17 protein-coding genes are annotated in these 17,543 nt (G+C 58.8%); 5 read left to right on the top strand and 12 right to left on the bottom strand.

Translation table 11 applies throughout. The features are described 5' to 3' along the window. Nucleotides 1–46 precede the first annotated feature (46 nt). Complete coding sequence (locus ADM64_RS04430; protein WP_224433327.1) at nt 47–679, top strand: methionine ABC transporter permease; 633 nt, start codon at nt 47–49, stop codon at nt 677–679. A 24-nt stretch (nt 680–703) separates the two neighbouring features. Here the strand turns inward: ADM64_RS04430 and ADM64_RS04425 are convergent, their stop codons facing one another. Further along, the gene (locus tag ADM64_RS04425) at nt 704–1,615 is read right to left on the bottom strand and encodes a sucrase ferredoxin (protein WP_049169934.1); all 912 of its coding nucleotides are present in this window, start codon (nt 1,613–1,615) and stop codon (nt 704–706) included. 164 nt (nt 1,616–1,779) lie between these two features. Here ADM64_RS04425 and ADM64_RS04420 point away from each other — a divergent pair, with 164 nt between their 5' ends. Beyond that, nucleotides 1,780–2,460, top strand: a complete 681-nt coding sequence (locus tag ADM64_RS04420; protein WP_049169936.1) for an AMIN-like domain-containing (lipo)protein — start codon at nt 1,780–1,782, stop codon at nt 2,458–2,460. A 40-nt stretch (nt 2,461–2,500) separates the two neighbouring features. On the opposite strand, the gene ADM64_RS04415 is transcribed toward ADM64_RS04420, so the two are convergent. The 3 genes from ADM64_RS04415 to ADM64_RS04405 form a co-directional block, all read right to left on the bottom strand. Further along, nucleotides 2,501–4,165 carry a Y-family DNA polymerase gene (locus ADM64_RS04415; RefSeq protein WP_049169939.1) on the bottom strand — a complete coding sequence of 555 codons (1,665 nt, stop codon included), beginning with the start codon at nt 4,163–4,165 and terminating at the stop codon, nt 2,501–2,503. Further along, nucleotides 4,165–4,860, bottom strand: a complete 696-nt coding sequence (locus tag ADM64_RS04410) for a hypothetical protein (protein WP_049169941.1) — start codon at nt 4,858–4,860, stop codon at nt 4,165–4,167. The genes ADM64_RS04415 and ADM64_RS04410 overlap by 1 nt, the downstream gene beginning before the upstream one ends. A 216-nt stretch (nt 4,861–5,076) precedes the next feature. Further along, nucleotides 5,077–5,382, bottom strand: a complete 306-nt coding sequence (locus ADM64_RS04405) for an antibiotic biosynthesis monooxygenase family protein (RefSeq protein WP_038629377.1) — start codon at nt 5,380–5,382, stop codon at nt 5,077–5,079. A gap of 65 nt (nt 5,383–5,447) precedes the next feature. Here ADM64_RS04405 and ADM64_RS04400 point away from each other — a divergent pair, with 65 nt between their 5' ends. Continuing rightward, entirely contained in the window at nt 5,448–6,209 is a 762-nt protein-coding gene (locus ADM64_RS04400) for a hypothetical protein (protein WP_049193261.1), read from the top strand. Between the two features lie 4 nt (nt 6,210–6,213). Here ADM64_RS04400 and guaA read toward each other — a convergent pair whose 3' ends face one another. From guaA to guaB, 4 genes are all read right to left on the bottom strand, one after another. Further along, nucleotides 6,214–7,788, bottom strand: coding sequence for a glutamine-hydrolyzing GMP synthase (gene guaA, locus ADM64_RS04395; protein WP_049193260.1), 1,575 nt, complete (start codon nt 7,786–7,788; stop codon nt 6,214–6,216). A 13-nt stretch (nt 7,789–7,801) separates the two neighbouring features. Next, complete coding sequence (locus tag ADM64_RS04390) at nt 7,802–9,550, bottom strand: FAD-dependent oxidoreductase (RefSeq protein ID WP_049169947.1); 1,749 nt, start codon at nt 9,548–9,550, stop codon at nt 7,802–7,804. A gap of 119 nt (nt 9,551–9,669) precedes the next feature. Further along, nucleotides 9,670–10,818, bottom strand: coding sequence for a GuaB3 family IMP dehydrogenase-related protein (locus ADM64_RS04385; protein WP_048731529.1), 1,149 nt, complete (start codon nt 10,816–10,818; stop codon nt 9,670–9,672). Between the two features lie 50 nt (nt 10,819–10,868). Then, the gene (gene guaB, locus ADM64_RS04380) at nt 10,869–12,398 is read right to left on the bottom strand and encodes an IMP dehydrogenase (RefSeq protein ID WP_016422119.1); all 1,530 of its coding nucleotides are present in this window, start codon (nt 12,396–12,398) and stop codon (nt 10,869–10,871) included. A gap of 263 nt (nt 12,399–12,661) precedes the next feature. On the opposite strand from guaB, the gene ADM64_RS04375 reads away from it, so the two are divergent. Continuing rightward, entirely contained in the window at nt 12,662–13,030 is a 369-nt protein-coding gene (locus ADM64_RS04375) for a DUF5319 domain-containing protein (RefSeq protein ID WP_038629374.1), read from the top strand. 137 nt (nt 13,031–13,167) lie between these two features. Further along, the gene (locus tag ADM64_RS04370) at nt 13,168–13,491 is read left to right on the top strand and encodes a WhiB family transcriptional regulator (RefSeq protein WP_016422117.1); all 324 of its coding nucleotides are present in this window, start codon (nt 13,168–13,170) and stop codon (nt 13,489–13,491) included. 119 nt (nt 13,492–13,610) lie between these two features. Here ADM64_RS04370 and groL read toward each other — a convergent pair whose 3' ends face one another. The 4 genes from groL to tsaD form a co-directional block, all read right to left on the bottom strand. Continuing rightward, a complete protein-coding gene (gene groL / locus ADM64_RS04365; RefSeq protein WP_049193259.1) occupies nt 13,611–15,215 on the bottom strand; it encodes a chaperonin GroEL in 1,605 nt (534 codons plus the stop codon). A gap of 19 nt (nt 15,216–15,234) precedes the next feature. Then, nucleotides 15,235–15,534 (bottom strand): co-chaperone GroES, encoded by a 300-nt coding sequence (groES, locus tag ADM64_RS04360; RefSeq protein WP_005510054.1) that lies wholly within the window; start codon nt 15,532–15,534, stop codon nt 15,235–15,237. 156 nt (nt 15,535–15,690) lie between these two features. After that, nucleotides 15,691–16,335 (bottom strand): hypothetical protein, encoded by a 645-nt coding sequence (locus ADM64_RS04355; RefSeq protein WP_049193258.1) that lies wholly within the window; start codon nt 16,333–16,335, stop codon nt 15,691–15,693. Nucleotides 16,336–16,438: 103 nt separating this feature from the next. Next, nucleotides 16,439–17,518, bottom strand: a complete 1,080-nt coding sequence (gene tsaD, locus ADM64_RS04350) for a tRNA (adenosine(37)-N6)-threonylcarbamoyltransferase complex transferase subunit TsaD (RefSeq protein WP_049193324.1) — start codon at nt 17,516–17,518, stop codon at nt 16,439–16,441. Between the last annotated feature and the right edge of the window lie 25 nt (nt 17,519–17,543).

The raw sequence follows: 17,543 nt of genomic DNA, 5'->3' as shown, positions 1-17,543 counted from the left end.
GCCATCGGTGAGTGGCAAGGACACCAACTGGGATAGCCTCGGCCCGATGCTGGGCGAGGCATTCGGCCAGACGCTCTACATGGTCTGTGTCGCCATGCTGATTGGCGGTGTCGCAGGTCTGGCAATCGGCGTGCTGCTCTACACCACCCGCGATGGTGGCGTACTGCGCAACAAGTTTGTCTACCAGGTCCTCAATGTCCTGATTAACTTTGTCCGCCCAATCCCGTTCATCATCCTGGTTACGGCCATCGGCCCACTGACAAAGAACGTGGTCGGCACCACGATCGGCACCGAAGCCGCGGTGTTCGTCATGTCGATTGCCGCCACATTCGCCATCGCGCGCCTGGTGGAGCAGAATTTGATGTCCATCGACCCCGGCGTAATTGAGGCCGCCCGTGCGATGGGCGCAAGTCCGTGGCGCATCATCCGGACGGTCGTCGTGCCGGAGGCACTGGGCCCGCTGGTACTGGGCTACACCTTCGCATTCATCGCCGTGGTCGACATGTCAGCTATGGCCGGCTACATCGGCGGTGGCGGACTGGGCAACTTCGCAATCACCTACGGTTACCAGGCATTCGACTGGAACGTCACCCTGGTGACAACCCTGGTCATCATCTTCATCGTCCAGTTGGCGCAGATCTTCGGCAACTGGCTCTCCAAGAAGATTATGCGCAGGTAGCCGCGCACATTAGCTAGCCACTAGCTAGCGGCGGGTTACCTCGACCGCAGCCCAGCCCTTCTTTGGCCCTGGAGCATCACCGCAGGAAGACACAACGCCTTCCGTGGTGATTTTCTCCAGGGCCACTTCATATTCCACGACCTTGTCGCGGTCGCTGGGGCCGTCGTAAAGCGCGACGACTGCAGTCGTGCCGTCGACGTCAACGCGTGCGACATCATCTACGCCCCACGTATCGGCTTGACGACGCACAGCCAACTCGGCCGCCTGCCCCTGCGGGGTGTAGACACCACGGCCGCGGCAGCCCTCTGCATGCACGATGCCCTGCTGAGCGTCTTCGATGACCCCCTTGGCATCCACCGCACTCAGACGTCCAAAGCTGTAATTCCATGGCAACAGCACGCTGGCCGGCGCAAAGCGGTGCCCCTTAGAGTGCGAGGTTTCCCAAACAACCTCTGGGTAGAGATTGTGCATCGCAGCAGCGAGCGGGCGACCTTTAATCGCACAGCAACGATCGCGCTTACCGTGCGTACAGATGAGAAACAGTGGATGGTCCAGACGAGTGGCCCCCTCGGTGGGCTGGCCAGGGCGGATATCCAGAGTCATCAGGTCTTCAACATCGGCAACCATGCGATGTTCGAGAAAAACCTCAGAGCCATCCACTGATTCACAATGCGCGATATAGACGTTAACGCCATCACACGGCTGCTGGCCGATTCGGCCTGGCTTTCGAATCAGCTGCAACGCGCCGCCGCGTTCAGACAGCCAGGCCTCTACCTGACCGGTGATCTCTGCTCCCCATACCCCGCCGTCAAAAATATCGTGCGACCAACCGAGTTGGTGCTCCAACGCAATAAAGAGCTTTCCGGTCTTCGCAGTACCGGGAAGCGGCTCAGTCATCTGAGCGGAACAGGTGGTATCAAATTTGGCCTGGCTCATACGCCTAAGCGTAATTGAGTGCCCCCTGCGATTGGGTCTTAGGTCGCAGCGTTCACCCCTGTTTTATTACTATTGTGCAACACTTTGACAACAAATACTTCTGACCTCGACTTTTGTAGTTCAGCTTGTTGAAATTCCGTAACTGCGCACATACCGTCAGACGTATGAATACGAAATCGCTGGATGTTTCGCGCACCCGTACCCGTATCGCGGCATCCCTGTGCCTCGCATTGGGCCTGGCTCTCGGCGCTTGCTCCTCTGACTCATCCCCAGACTCGGCTGCTGCAGTGTCTATGAAGACTGACTCAACCGCTGGCACCTCCGATTTGTCAAGCAGCTCTAGCAGCTCCACTAGCTCATCTGCGGCGGCGCAAACCACCATGGATGACGATGCTGCTCCGGAGGGCGATTTCAATAGTTCCTCCTCAGAAGCTGCCCCTTCCGATGGCGCTTACTTGGGTATTGAAGATGTCCGTGTCGGTTCCCACGACGGTTACGACCGCATTGTCTTTGAACTCACGGGCGAGGGCACTCCGGGATATTTCGTCCGTTACGAGGATGTGCCGACCCAACAGGGCTCCGGCAAACCGATTTCGGTCGACGGCACAGCCAAGCTGGTAATCGACTTGCGGAGCATGGGTTACCCCTTTGATTTCCAGATGGAGGACTTCCCCTCTGACCCGGTCAAGCCGACATCGACGTCCGTTATTAAGGAAGTCGTTGGCGCCGGAACCTTCGAGGGACAGACTCAGTATGTCGTCGGGCTCAAGGGCGATAAGACCCCGTTCAAGGTTTTCTCGTTGAACAACCCGAACCGCCTGGTTATTGACTTCCAATCGAAGTAATCGGGTTGCCCCTCCCCGGTGCCGGCCCCTCGCTACGCCTCTACGCGTAAGCCCCCTCGATTCTCCATGCGCCGGCATGCCCTATGAGCAACCAGGCGACGATGGTACCGTCATGCGCTACCGCACGGATTTGCAGTCTTGCCGCTCGGCGAGCCTCATCGGGTACCCACCAGCGCTCGTCAATCGGCCAGGGCCCAGCCCACGATGACACGCGGTACGTTGTCACTCCATGCCGCACCAGAGATGGTTCCGCCGTCATGGTCGCTCGCCCAGTTACGCCCACGGTCTGCCCATTGTCATCGAGCACTTCCACCTCAGCATTAGCAGTCGCGGGAATAGTTGCCGGATTGGGAGCAAGAACGGCTCCCGGCCACGGCTGATTATTTTCCGCGGTTTTTGTGTTTTTGGGTTTTTCTCCGAAAGCGACAAATCCCACTCTTTCCCCTGGGCCACGCCCGCCCTGCATGATTGGTTGCTGTACTGCCTCTGACCCCAGTAACCCCTGCACACGCTCGGCAGCCCGGCGCGCTTTGGCTCGCGCATCATCACTACCGTGCCACAGATCCTGCTTTACGGTCCCGGCGGCGGCCACATCCAGTGGCTCTAACTGCAGCTCTACAATTCCGCGGCTGTCATCTCCATCATTTTCCTCAGCGCCGTCAACAGTTCCAGCAACAGTGCCGCTGTCCCCTCGTGGCTGCTGCCGATTCCTGTTATTCAGCCAGCCATCGAGCTGCCACCGAACCCTGTCAGCCGTAGTCTGTTCTGCCAGTGGCTCAGTGCAGCGCCATACTCTGCGCACCTCTGAGCCGTCACTAAATTGCGCCACCACCGCTAAGCGGTAACACGAATACCCATGGTTAAAAAGTTTTTCATGCAGTTGCCCAGCTAGAAAGCGCGCGACGAATGAGGCCTCATCCACTCTTCGGAGTGGACTCTCCCAAGACTGGTAGCTCACCGCCAGTCCTGGCGGCAAAGATCGCGGTGCCACCAACCGCACTTCCCCACGGCAGGCCAAATCGTGCCATCTAGCCCCCTGCGCCCCAAACCTGTTGGCTATATCCCGCTTAGGCAACGCAGCGACATCCCCCAATGTGCGCAGGCCGAGTTCCTGCCACGACTTCGCAAGCTCTGCGGGCATCTCCAGTGCACTTTCCGCCCTCAGCTCCACCAGAGAGATTCCCTGCCGAAATCTTTTGCCTTCATCTTCCCCGGGAGCTACCAGCACTCCCCTGCGCGCTGCCAAAATAGCTGTCACAATATCGTCCGCGAGCCCCAAGCTGCAGTCCACGCCCGGTACCGCAGCGGCATCAAGCAGCTTTTCCAAGGCCACATCCTGTCCGCCGTAATAACGCATTACCCCTCGCGCTGCCACAACCGCCAAGCCTGGCCGTAGAGCTTCGACCCCAGCTGCCACCGCCTCCAACCGTTGCAGCACGGACTCGAATTCTGCAGCGTCGCGCACCGCACTTTCCTCGACAACCTCCAGCTCCGGGCACAACGCTTCCGCATGGCGACGGCTTTGCCCGCGCCGTACCCCTGCACGGCGCGCACTCGGAGAACAAGCAGCTACTCCGCTATCACCCACAATCGCAACTGGACTGAGCGGATTAGCCTGCGACGTCACAGATGCTAGATGTGCTGCCTGCACTGGCCAATCAGGAAGCCATAGCGCCACCACACGGCTCGATTCCGCCGCTACCACTAGGACCTCCTCTGCGCGGGAAACGCGACCACATTGTTCTGTTCCACCTGTTCCCCCACCCGCCAACGGCACTGCCTCCGCGGAAACCGCGTCCCCGACACACTGACTTGGTAATCCACTGCTCGAATCCGGCCATAACCAGTGCCAAGCCCGGAAACACCAGCGACAGAGCTGGAAATTTCCGCAGCAGCGCCCGGCCACTGCTGCCCGACAAAAACCAGAGCACAACCACTCGTGCGCAGTCGTGCCTGCAGCGGACGTGCCTGCGACGGCGGCGGAGTGCGCGCCAACGAAGCCACCACCAAGTCAACGCCGTCCGCCAACAGCCCAATTACTTCAAGCGGCTGCATTCCAGGATCTGGCACACAGACAATGTTCGATAGCTTCCCGCCCAACTCCACCACGGAGAGCAACCCCTGTTCAGCGAGTCCAACTAGCGCAACATGACCTGTCTTCGTAACTTCCGCGATTAGACCTGCCAATACCGCACCGGGCTGTTCAATGACACTGACAGCCCCTTTTCGCACTACTCCCGCCAACGTATTTTCCAACGCCTCCGGCACCGGCAGAGCCTCACCGAGCCCAAAGGTTGCACCAGTTGCAGTCCCACCAGACTGGGCTGCCATCGCCTGCCGCAATGCCGCAATAGTCTGTTCCTTAGACTGCCCCGCAGCAATATTGACCGCCGTTGTCACTTCTTGTTCCACCTCATCCCGCTGCTATCCCACTGCCATCTCACTGCCATCCCCACTGCCCTGCCCACCACGAACACTGCTCGAATATTCTTTCCCAACAAGCGGATTAAACACTACCCTAAATAGCACGTACGTTCGATATTAATGCGCGAAGAAAAGCGCCGCACACCACCGCGCGACGCTCTAACCTCAGCCGAGTACTACATTTCGTACTACTTAGGCCTTCACATCGAGAACTACATCGAATTCGAGCAAATCAGCCGACGACGACACCGGCTTGCGCTTTTCGCCCTCATGCGAAGCCTTGAAGGCACGGCCCTCACGCCACCCCTGGTAGGCCTCCTCACTCTCCCACTCGGTAAAGACGAAGTAGCGGCTCTCTCCTGCAGTCGGACGCAGCAGTTGGAAACCAATGAAACCCGGCACATCGGTCATCTTTGAAGAGTTAGCGGAAAAGCGACGTTCGAGCTCTTCTCCCGCACCCTCAGGAACGGTAATAGCGTTAATTTTTACAATGCTCATGGCCTTAACACTAGCCACACAACTCTCAACAATCTATAGTTCCATCGCTACTAAACTTAAGAAGTATGACTGAACGCAGCCGGCACCAACACTCTTCAGGCTCTTACCAAGACGCAGCCGAACGCACGACGAAATTTATCAATAGTCCCGTGCGCCTGGGGACGGCAATTGGCGTCACCACCGCAGTGATCGCACTGCTCGCATTGCTTAAAGCCCACATCATCGGCTCCATTGGCTGGTGGATCCTGATCGCGCTTCTACTCGCACTCATTGGCACCACACTTTTCGTGCGCCAGGCAAAAACATCCACCAAAGAAACTCGGCCCTCCTACTTCGCCGAGCCAATGCGCGAGTCACCAAACGACATCTCGTGGAATAGCAGTCTAAGCGTGCTGCTGATGTTCCCCGGCGCATGGATTATTGCCGCCGTCGCCGAACGAATCTCCTCTACACCGGTCGCCTGCATAATGACCCTAGTTCTGTCCGCCATCACCGCTACCTGCGCAATCCTGCCGCGGCAATTCGGCTTCCTCCCTCTCGGCGCGCATCTTCCTGACAATTTCGCCCAGCGCTGCCCCTACCCCGCCGACTCACCAGAGGCCCGCATCCTCGCGGTCCTCTTCACCGCGCGTCTACGCGACGGCTACGTCTTCTTCACCGACCAGCTCCCCTATTTCGCCGTGCTTGACGACGATGCCGTGAGCGCAGCTCTCCACACCCTAGCCGCCGATAAGCGCATCACCATCGCCAAGAACAATTCGGCCCTGACGGAAGAGGGCCGTGCCCGCGAGTTTGCACAACTCACAGACACGGCCCTCGCCAACTAGTGGCTTACTCCCACTCAATGGTTCCCGGTGGCTTGGAAGTCACATCCAGGACCACGCGGTTGACCTCAGGCACCTCGTTGGTGATACGAGTGGAGATTTTCTCCAGCGTATCGTAGGGAACACGAGTCCAGTCAGCGGTCATCGCATCCTCAGAGGAAACCGGGCGCAGCACGATTGGGTGGCCATACGTACGACCATCACCCTGGACACCAACCGAGCGGACGTCGGCAAGCAGGACGACCGGGCACTGCCAGACAACCTCGTCCATACCTGCGGCCGTCATTTCCTCGCGTGCAATGGCGTCGGCGCGGCGGAGGGTATCCAGACGCCCCTCATCGACAGCGCCGATGATGCGGATACCAAGACCCGGACCCGGGAACGGCTGGCGAGCGACGATTTCTTCCGGCAGCCCCAGTTCGCGGCCGACCGCACGGACCTCGTCCTTAAACAGCAGGCGCAGCGGCTCAACGAGGGTGAACTCAACGTCATCCGGCAGACCGCCGACGTTGTGGTGGCTCTTAATGTTGGCGGTACCAGAACCGCCACCGGACTCAACCACATCCGGGTACAGGGTGCCCTGGACCAGGAAGTCCACGGTCTCGCCCTCCGGAGCGCCCTCCAGCGCCTGTGCGACAGCGCGCTCGAAGGAGCGGATGAACTCACGGCCGATGGTCTTACGCTTGGTCTCCGGATCGGTGATACCAGCCAGAGCATCCAGGAAGACCTTGGAATCGTCGACGGTGATCAGCTTCGCACCAGTTGCGGCAACGAAATCCTTCTCAACCTGCTCGCGCTCACCCTGACGCATCAGCCCATGGTCAACGAAGACACAGGTCAGACGGTCACCAATAGCGCGCTGCACCAGCGCGGCGGCGACTGCGGAGTCGACACCGCCGGACAGACCGCAAATTGCGCGACCGGTCTCACCGACCTGATTACGGACCTGCTCAATCAGCTCTTCCGCGATGTTAGCGGCAGTCCAGTCCGGCTCCAGGCCAGCAATCTCATACAGGAACTTCTCCAGAACCTGCTGACCATACGGCGAGTGGTTGACCTCCGGGTGGTACTGCACACCGGCCATGCGCTTTTCCAAGCACTCGAAAGCCGCTACCGGAGCACCCTTGGTGGACGCCGTAACGGTGAAGCCCTCCGGTGCCTTAGACACCGCGTCACCGTGGCTCATCCACACCTCGTGTGTCTCCGGCACACCAGTGTGAGCGACACCGCCACCATCGACGACGTTCAGCTGCGTGCGACCGTACTCACGGTCACCGGTAGCAGCGATCGTGCCACCGAGCACCTCAGTCATCGCCTGGAAACCGTAGCAAATACCAAACACCGGAATGCCCAGCTCAAGCCACTCTGGGTTGAGCTTCGGGGCACCTTCGGCGTAGGCACTGGACGGGCCGCCGGACAGCACCAGCGCGGCCGGGTTCTTGGCCTTAATTTCTTCGGTCGTCGCATCATGCGAGACCACTTCGGAATAAATTTTTGCCTCGCGCACACGTCGCGCGATGAGCTGCGCATACTGCGCACCGAAGTCCACGACGAGGACGGGCTTAGTCACCTGTTCAGACACGCCCTAAAGCTTATCAAGACTTACGGACTGCAGGCATCCCCAGGTTCAGTGCAGCCGGAGCATCTTCCGGCACAGCCGGGTTCACCGGAGCAATCGGATCCAGGCGCACGTAGGACTCACCCTGCGCCGGACGCTGATCTTCCTCACCCTTATTCGGCCACAGCGACGTTGCACGCTCCGCATTCGCGGAAATCGACAGTGACGGGTTCACTCCCGGGTTGGCTGCCATCGCCGAACCGTCGTGAATCGAGAGCGTCGGGTAACCCCACACACGCAAGTACGGATCAACAACGCCGTTTTCGGGTGAATCCGAAATCGTTGCGCCGCCAATGAAGTGAGCTGTCAAAGGAATGTTTGCCAACTCACCGATAGTGCCCCCAGCCAGCACACGACCATTCCGACCACGTGCACTGAGCTTGTCCGCCGCACGTTGCGTAGCTTCGTTACCCGACGGAATCCACGTCGGATTCGGCTCCCCCTCGCCCTGCTTACTCATCAGGAAACGCACCGGCCCGATCTTTTGCAGGTACGTCGTAATCGAGTTGTCGCGATTCTGCATCACCAGAGAAATCACGGTGCGCTGCGACCACTTACGCAGATTCACGAGCTGCGTCAGGTAGTTAGGATGCTTTACGACGGTTCCCACAGCCTGCAACCATCGCGGAGTCCGACGACCTCCTTCGGTCATAATCATCTGCAGCATTGCGATGGCATTAGAGCCCTTACCGTAGCGCACTGGCTCGATATGGGTGTCCTCATCTGGGAAGAATGACGAAGTGATGGCTACACCGTTAGAGAAGTCATTTTCCGGGTCCACCTTCGTACCCATCGCGCCCAAAATAGCCTCGGAGTTGGTGCGGGTCAGCTTGCCCAAAGATTTCGGTAGCAGCGGCAAGTGCCCATCGGCCTGCTGGCGATGCAGCAAATTCTGGGTGCCCCATGCACCGGCGGCGAGAATGACGCGCTTAGCGCTAAACTGCTGCTTGCCCTTAGCTACCCAACGGCCAGTGCGCTCAGTGTCAATAACCCAGGAGCCATCAGCCTGAGGATGCAGGCCAGTAACGGTAGTGCGGTCAAAGACCTGCGCACCGAACTTCTCCGCCAAGTAGAGGTAGTTTTTAACCAGGGTGTTCTTGGCATTGTGACGGCAACCAGTCATGCACTCACCACATTCCGTACAAGCAGTACGGTCCGGGCCAATCCCCCCGAAGTAAGGATCGGAAACTGTTTGCCCTGGCGCACCCTGTCCACCAGTCTTAGCTCCGAAGAACACACCCACCGGAGTCGAGCGGAAAGTATGGCCCACACCCATATCTTCGGCTACCTCACGCATGACGACGTCGGCAGGCGTGTCGGATGGGTTGGTGACCACCCCGAGCATGCGAGATGCATTGTCATAGTGCGGAGTGAGTTCTGACTCCCAGTCGGTAATGTGCCCCCACTGACGGTGCTGGAAGTATTCAGTGCCCGGCTTATACAGAGTGTTTGCGTAGTTAAGAGAACCACCGCCGACGCCGGCACCAGCGAGAATCATGACATCTTTCAACATGTGCACACGCTGGACACCAAAGAGTCCCAGCTTAGGAGCCCACAGGTACTTGTGAAGCCGCCAGCTGGTCTTGGCAAAGTCTTTATCTTCGAACCGTCGACCAGCTTCGAGAACTGCCACTCGGTAGCCCTTTTCGGTCAACCGCAAAGCAGAAACAGAACCACCAAAACCGGAACCGACGATTACAACATCGAAATCACGTTGTTTACTCATGGGAAAAGCCACCTTCTCTAAGGGCGTAACGCTAATGCGCGGAACTCATGTTCCTAACCCTAAGCGGAGGTGGCTTTTCAGTAAGGTAGTTTTGCGAAAAAACTATCCGATTACTTTAATTAAAAACCCTTCGGACGTACCGACAGCTCAACGCGGTGGAAGGACTTCAAGTTGGTAAAGCCGCACTTGGCCATTGCGCGACGCAGGCCACCGGCGAGATTGCGGTCACCGAACGGCGAAGCGGAAGGGCCAAACAGAGCCTCTTCCAGGCTGACCAATTCCTTCTCATCGTCGACGACCGGCCACACCGCACCGCGCGGGTACTTCGGGTGTGCCGCAACAGACGGCCAGGCGTAGCCCTGCCCCGGAGCTTCGTGGACGGTTGCCAGCACACTGGACAGTGCCACAGCATCCGCACCGCAGGCGATTGCCTTGGCAATGTCACCGACGGTATCAATGCCGCCATCGGCAATGATGTGGACGTAGCGCCCCTCGGTCTCATCGAGGTAGTCCTTACGAGCAGCTGCAGCATCCGCAATAGCGGTAGCCATTGGCACATCGATACCGAGCGCATCCGGGGACGTCGTAAAGCCCGTACCGACAATCACACCAGCGGCACCTGAACGCATTAGATGCAGCGCAGTCTGGTAGTCGACAACGCCACCGGCGATAACTGGAACGTCCAGGCTGCCGATGAAGTCCTTGAGGTTTAGTGGTTCACCCTGAGCCGTGACATGCTCTGCGGAAATCAGCGTGCCCTGGATAACCAACAAGTCGATGCCGGCCTTGATAGCCAGCGGAGCCAGCTCACGGGCATGCTGCGGGGAGACACGAACTGCAGTAATCGCGCCGGTTGCGCGAATCTCCTTGATGCGCTCAACCAACAGGTCAGTATCAATTGGAGCAGAGTGCAGTTCCTGCAGCTTGCGGTTCGCTGCCTCGGATTCACGCTTGGTGGCGGCATTCTTTGCCAACTCCACCAGCTCGGCGATCTTGTCCTGCGCATCGGCGTGACGGGCCCAGATACCCTCGGCGTTGAGAACCGCCAAACCGCCCAGGCGAGCAAACTCAGCGACGGATTCCGGGCTGGCGATGGCATCTGTCGGATGCATCATCATCGGGAGTTCGAAATCGTAGGCGTCAATTCGCCAGGAGGTATCGACGTCCTTGGACGACCGGGTACGCCGAGTGGGAACGAGTGCAATATCGTCCAACTCGTAGGTCCGGCGTGCCTCGCGGCCAATACCGATTTCAACGATGTCGCGCATGAGCTTTCCTCACATGCCCTTTCCGTGGAATTTAACTCGACTAAGCCAGTTTAGCGCTGGTAGTAGTTCGGCGCTTCGACAGTCATCTGGATATCGTGCGGGTGCGACTCGCGCAGGCCTGCAGCGGTGATCTGGACGAACTGTGCGTCGTGCAGCTGCTCGACGGTAGCGGAACCGGTGTAGCCCATAGCTGCACGCAGACCACCGACCAGCTGGTGAACGATGGAGTCGATACTGCCGCGGAACGGAACACGACCCTCAATGCCTTCCGGAACCAGCTTCTCTTCGCTCTTGACATCAGCCTGGAAGTAGCGGTCCTTGGAGTAGGAGCGCTTCTCACCGGTCAGGCCGCGGCCCTGCATAGCACCCAGCGAGCCCATGCCACGGTACATCTTGTACTGCTTGCCGTTGACGAAGGTGACCTCACCCGGAGCCTCAGCGGTACCGGCCAGCATCGAACCGAGCATGACGGAGGATGCACCGGCTGCCAGAGCCTTGGCGATGTCGCCGGAGAACTGCATACCGCCATCGGCGATAATCGGAACGCCAGCCTTCTTAGCTGCGACAGAGGCTTCCATGATGGCGGTGATCTGCGGGGCGCCCACACCTGCGACAACGCGAGTGGTGCAAATCGAGCCTGGGCCGATACCGACCTTGATGGCATCTGCACCCGCGTCAATCATGGCCTGTGCAGCGCCACGGGTAGCCAGGTTGCCGCCGATAATCTGGATGTTCTCGCCGAATTCCTTCTTAACGCGGGAGACCATCTCAAGTACACCTGAGTTGTGGGCGTGAGCGGTATCAACAACGAGCACGTCTACGCCTGCGTCAGCCAATGCGTGCGCGCGCTTCCAGGAGTCCTCGCCGGTACCGATGCCAGCACCGACCAGCAGACGGCCGGAACCATCCTTGGAAGCATTCGGGTACTGATCCTTCTTGACGAAGTCCTTGACGGTAATCAGACCAGTCAGGCGGCCTTCGCCATCGACGATCGGCAGCTTCTCCACCTTGTGAGCGCGCAGCAGGTTCAGCGCCGCATCGCCAGACACACCCTGCTCAGCCACGACCAGCGGCATCGGGGTCATGATTTCGGAAACCTTGCGGTTCAGGTCTGCCTCAAAACGCATGTCGCGGTTGGTGCAGATACCGACCAGCTTGCCGTCCTTGTCGACGACCGGCAGGCCCGAGATGCGGTAACGAGCGCACTTGGCATCTACTTCGGCGATGGTGTCATCCGGGGAACAGGTCACCGGGTCGGACACCATGCCAGCCTCAGAGCGCTTCACAATCTCGACCTGCTGAGCCTGCTCCTCGATAGACAGGTTGCGGTGCAGGATACCCATACCGCCCTGGCGGGCCATGGCAACAGCCATGCGGGCCTCGGTGACGGTGTCCATAGCAGCGGACACAACCGGAATGTTCAGACGCAGCTCACGAGTGAGCTGCGTCGAAGTATCAACGCCGGAGGGGATAACGTCCGAAGCATCCGGCAGCAGCAGGACGTCATCGAATGTAAGGCCGACTAGTGGAATCTTGTTGGGATTGTCTCCGCCGAGGCTAATTCCCGTGGGGTTGGTCATGGACTCCTCCTGCTCCACCCTTGCCGACATCCGGCCAGGGGCGCTATCGCTTCGTGGTTGCCAAACGTTATATACAGGGTAGTCCTTCAGTGATGAAACGCGACAATTAGGCGGAGCGACAGGTGCCCGACAAGGGTTAGCCGAAAGCTAGCTGAGGGTTATTCCAAGGTGAACTAAACCCCAACTAAGTGCATCGCCAATCGACAGGATTGCCGTACAGAGCTGTTACGGTAGTGGTTGTGAACCACAACTTTTTCTCATCCATGCCGCGGGATCCGTTCGAAGGAGATCCCAATGACCCGGCAAGCTTTCTCGAGCCGGATGAGCCGTTTGCTCCACTGACAGACCAGGAACGTCGAGAGGTTCTTGAAGATCTGGCCGCAGTTCGCCTATTCCGCACCGCTTTGAGCCCAGAGGGATTACTGGGCGTCTGCATGTTGTGTGAGGACTGCGGTGACGAGCACTTTTATAACTGGGAGGTTTTGGAAAACCACTACCTGATGCTCCTGTCTGGCCAGGCATCCCCGGTTCACGAGCCACAATTCGATCCAGACCCCTCCCGTTACGCCCCATGGGACTACTGCGCAGGCTTTGTCGACGGTTTGCGTTCTCGACGACCTGGCCGTTTCTAAAAATTTGGTAAGAGTTTGACGGAATTGTTTGCGTAGTATCCCGGCTGGCCTCCTTAGGTTTACCAACCGTTCATTGTTGGCCTCCACACTTGAGCTCACTGCTTCAAGAAAGCTCAATGAAGGAGACATCAATTCCGATGACGTACATCGACCACTTGCCCGGGCCCAATGCGGATTTGTGGGATTGGCAGCTGCACGGCTCGTGCCGCGGGCAGGACTCCGCGACCTTCTTCCACCCGGAAGGCGAGCGCGGACGCGCACGCAGCCTGCGTGAAGCCCGTGCGAAGGCTATCTGCCGTTCTTGCCCTGTTCTTATGCAGTGCCGTAGTCACGCACTCAAGGTTGGTGAGCCATACGGTGTCTGGGGCGGTCTCAGCGAATCTGAACGAAATGAAATCCTTCGAGCTAAGCCGGCTGCACGTGAACGCGAACTTGAACGCGTTCTAGTCACTGCCATGTAGTCCCTCTCCTCTCTCGGACTCCATCCAGTTCACATAAAAACCAAAATGCTCCCCACCCTCAGATTGAAAGGTGGGGAGCATTTTACGTGCCAAAGGCCCGGGCACTAGCTCACTGACAATTAGTGAGCGTGATCGTGCTGCGGCTCTTCCTCCGGCTTGTCCACAACAGAAGCCTCGGTGGTCAGCAGCATACGCGCCACGGAGGTTGCGTTGACGACTGCGGAGTGAGTGACCTTGACCGGGTCAATGACGCCGGACTCAATCAGGTTCTCGTAAGTGTCAGCAGCAGCGTTGTAGCCGTTGCCGTTCTCCAGCTCACCAATGTGGTAGACAACGACAGCGCCGTCCTTACCAGCATTCTCAGCAATCCAGAAAGCCGGACGGGTCAGAGCCTTGGCAACTGCACGGACACCGACTGCCTCGTCGCCCTCGAACTCGTCAGCGAATGCCTCGAGTTCACGGGAGATCTGCACCAGTACGGAACCGCCACCGGCGATGACGCCTTCCTGAGCTGCCGCACGAGCAGCGTTAATGGCGTCCTCGACGCGCAGCTTGCGCTCGTTGACCTCGGTCTCGGTAGCAGCGCCGACCTTAATGACAGCCACGCCGCCAGAGAGCTTCGCCAGACGCTCTTCCAGCTTCTCGCGATCCCAGTCAGAGTCAGTGCGCTCAATCTCGGCACGAATCTGGTTACGACGCTCTTCCACAGCCTCAGCGGTGCCGGCACCGTCAACCAGAACGGTCTCGTCCTTGGTAATGGTGATACGGCGTGCGTTACCCAGCACCTCAAGTCCAACGTCCTTCAGCTGCATGCCAGTGTCAGCCGTAACGACGGTTGCACCGGTGACAACTGCCAGGTCATCCATGAACGCCTTACGACGGTCACCGAAGTACGGTGCCTTCACTGCGGCAACCTTCAAGGTCTTGCGCATAGCGTTGATGACCAGTGCGGACAGAGCCTCGCCCTCGATATCCTCAGCCATGATCAGAGTCGGCTTGCCGGACTCGGCAATCTTCTCCAGAATCGGCAGGAACTCCGGCAGGGAGGAAATCTTCTCACGGACCAGCAGCACCTGTGCACCGTCAAGAATTGCCTGCTGAGCCTCGACGTCGGTAATGAAGTACGGCGAGAGGAAGCCCTTGTTGAAAGACACGCCCTCGGTCACGGACAGCTCGGTGGCAATCGACTGCGACTCCTCCACAGAGACGACGCCGTCCTTGCCAACCTTGTCCATGGCACCTGCAACCAGGTCACCAATTTCAGTGTCGCGCGAGGAAACGGTTGCCACCTGTGCGATGGCAGCAGAGCTGCTGACCGAGGTGGCGCGCTGCTTCAGCAGCTCAACCGCCTTGTCGGATGCAGCGTGAATACCACGGTTCAGCGAAATCGGGTTTGCGCCGGCTGCAACGTTGCGCAGACCCTCGTGGACCAGCGCCTGTGCCAGCAGCGTTGCGGTAGTAGTACCGTCACCGGCAACGTCATTGGTCTTGACCGCAACGGACTTAACCAACTGCGCGCCGAGGTTCTCAAACGGATCCTCAACGTCGATGTCGCGGGCGATGGTCACACCATCATTGGTGACCAGCGGACCGCCGAAGGCCTTGTCCAGGACAACGTTGCGACCCTTCGGGCCAAGCGTGACCTTGACTGCGTCGGCAAGCGTGTCCACACCGCGCTTGAGGCCTTCGCGAGCCTCTTCGTTAAAAGCAATAAGCTTCGCCATGTGTGGGTACGTCCTCCCTTTAGTTCTCGATAACAGCCAGGATGTCGCGTTGCGACAGCAGCAGGTACTCTTCGCCCTGGTACTTCAGCTCAGTGCCGCCGTACTTGGAGAAGATGACGATGTCACCCTCCTTGACGTCCATAGGAATGCGGTCATCGTCATCGGCCCAACGACCCGGACCAACTGCGATAACGGTAGCCTCCTGCGGCTTCTCCTTAGCGGAGTCCGGGATAACCAGGCCAGAAGCCGTGGTGGTCTCTGCTTCGTTGATCTGGACGAGGACGCGGTCCTCCAGCGGCTTGATGTTGACGTTCGCCACGATGAATTCCTCCATACATGCGGTGATGTGATGTTCTTGTGCCGGTTGGTCTGCCGTGCACAGCCGTCGTCGCGGGTGAACAACTGTGTGTCAAACAACCTTCGTTAGCACTCTACCCCTGCAAGTGCTAACACTCAACAATAGTGAGCGCTAATGCTAATTGGTCAGCTTGTCGGGGTTACACGCCATACGACCGAACGCAGTAACCGTCATTCCGTGTTCCTTGATGTACTCATCGCTAAAGCACGGGCCACCAGAACCGGTTGTGTAACGACTGTCTGGCTCCCTCCTTTGCCAGGCACCTTCGTCCCATTGGTAGACCGCCAGTCCACCACTGTTTGCGCGCCCACCCAGCGCCCACCATCCGTCACAGGCGACGATCGTAAAGTTTTCCTCCGTAGTCGGGAACGCCGACGCCTCGCAATCCCCACTAATCGGATAATCGGGCGCAGCCGTACTCGTGGTTTCCCTCGTCTTGGTTTTCTCCGGCGACTTCACCTTCACGGTCTCCGTCGCAGTCGCAGTAACAGTGAGCTTCGGCGCTACTTCATCCTTGGCACCTGCACCAAACCATTGCTCACCTCGACCACTCACAACTAGGTAAAGCACCACTGCTACAGCGACGATCACCACAAGCAGCAGAGCGATGACTGCCCATAGCACTCCCCCAGCACGACCGCGCTGATGTTCAACTTGCGGTGCTTGCGTTGTTTGCGGTTCGCCCTGCGGTGCAAACAGCTCAGTCTGATTATGCGAATTATCGGATGGCTGAAGTTCCCACTCGCTGTAGTCTTTACTCATTTTTGGGCAAGCGCTTTCCTGTAATTGTCCTGCGATCCATGGCAGAGAAACAAGTCAAAGTCAGTTAACGAAATTTAACATGGATCCGAGGGGCAATCACTGCTTATTGCATTACAGGATCTTCCACTGGCATCGATGGGTCGGTCGGGCAGGCGTAGCCAGAGGGCTTGACCCCCGCGGCAATGAGGTAGGCGGCAGCTGCGCCAATCATGACACCGTTGTCGGTGCACAACTTAATCGGTGGCACGTGCAGCGTAATTCCCGCCGAGGTAGCTCGCGCCGCTGCGAGTTCACGCAACCTCGAGTTCGCAGCCACACCACCACCGAGCAGCAGCGTAGTGGCCCCCACATCCTGAGCTGCGCGAACGGCCTTCTTGGTCAATACATCGCAGACCGCCTCCTGGAAGGAAGCACAGACGTCCTCTACGGAGTATTCACGACCTTCCTTCTCCGCCTCCTCGACATAGCGGGCCACGGCGGTTTTCAAGCCGGAGAAGGAGAAGTCATGGCGCGCATCCTGCTGGCGCATCATGGCGCGAGGAAACGCGATGGCCTTGCGGTTGCCCTGCTTAGCCAACTTATCGATAATCGGGCCGCCCGGGTAACCCAATCCGAGCAACCTCGAAACCTTGTCGTATGCCTCTCCGGCCGCGTCGTCAAGCGTCGATCCGAGCTCTCCCATCGGACGACCAACCCCCTGTACGCGCAGCAGCTGCGTGTGCCCGCCGGAAACTAGCAGCGCCACTGCGTTGGATAGATCTGCGCCATCGAGAGCTCCGACAGCAACGTGGCCACCAAGGTGATTAATGCCGTAGAAAGGCACACCCCAGGCGGCGGCATAAGCCTTCGCGCCTGCCGAACCGACCAGCAGCGCACCGGCGAGACCGGGCCCCACGGTAGCGGCGACGGCATCTGGGATAAAAGTATCGATACCGAGCTTGGCAGCTGCTTGCGCGCGCGCCTCGGAGACTACTGGCTGCAAGGCTTCCAAATGAGCGCGGGAAGCAATCTCCGGGACCACACCACCGAAGCGGGCGTGCTGCTCCATGGAGGATGCGACGACGTCGGCAAGCACTTCCACCTCGGGAATGGCGGGGGTGCTGGTGTCGGTGTCGTCGTAGCGCACACGCATCACTGCAGCGCCAGTCTCATCGCAGGAACTCTCGATTGCCAGCAGGGTCAACTCGGTCATAGCAGTCATGGTACTA

Source organism: Corynebacterium sp. 401_CJEI (assembly GCF_001076435.1).
Classification (GTDB): Bacteria; Actinomycetota; Actinomycetes; order Mycobacteriales; family Mycobacteriaceae; genus Corynebacterium; species Corynebacterium jeikeium_D.
This window is presented reverse-complemented; position numbering and strand designations above follow the sequence as displayed.

Excerpts from the sequence above, each read along its gene's own strand:
- ADM64_RS04430 (WP_224433327.1), top strand. The coding sequence starts at position 47 with ATGCTGGGCGAGGCATTCGGCCAGACGCTCTACATGGTCTGTGTCGCC.
- ADM64_RS04425 (WP_049169934.1), bottom strand. The coding sequence starts at position 1,615 with ATGAGCCAGGCCAAATTTGATACCACCTGTTCCGCTCAGATGACTGAG.
- ADM64_RS04420 (WP_049169936.1), top strand. The coding sequence starts at position 1,780 with ATGAATACGAAATCGCTGGATGTTTCGCGCACCCGTACCCGTATCGCG.
- ADM64_RS04405 (WP_038629377.1), bottom strand. The coding sequence starts at position 5,382 with ATGAGCATTGTAAAAATTAACGCTATTACCGTTCCTGAGGGTGCGGGA.
- ADM64_RS04400 (WP_049193261.1), top strand. The coding sequence starts at position 5,448 with ATGACTGAACGCAGCCGGCACCAACACTCTTCAGGCTCTTACCAAGAC.
- ADM64_RS04390 (WP_049169947.1), bottom strand. The coding sequence starts at position 9,550 with ATGAGTAAACAACGTGATTTCGATGTTGTAATCGTCGGTTCCGGTTTT.
- ADM64_RS04385 (WP_048731529.1), bottom strand. The coding sequence starts at position 10,818 with ATGCGCGACATCGTTGAAATCGGTATTGGCCGCGAGGCACGCCGGACC.
- guaB (WP_016422119.1), bottom strand. The coding sequence starts at position 12,398 with ATGACCAACCCCACGGGAATTAGCCTCGGCGGAGACAATCCCAACAAG.
- ADM64_RS04375 (WP_038629374.1), top strand. The coding sequence starts at position 12,662 with ATGCCGCGGGATCCGTTCGAAGGAGATCCCAATGACCCGGCAAGCTTT.
- ADM64_RS04370 (WP_016422117.1), top strand. The coding sequence starts at position 13,168 with ATGACGTACATCGACCACTTGCCCGGGCCCAATGCGGATTTGTGGGAT.
- groL (WP_049193259.1), bottom strand. The coding sequence starts at position 15,215 with ATGGCGAAGCTTATTGCTTTTAACGAAGAGGCTCGCGAAGGCCTCAAG.
- ADM64_RS04355 (WP_049193258.1), bottom strand. The coding sequence starts at position 16,335 with ATGAGTAAAGACTACAGCGAGTGGGAACTTCAGCCATCCGATAATTCG.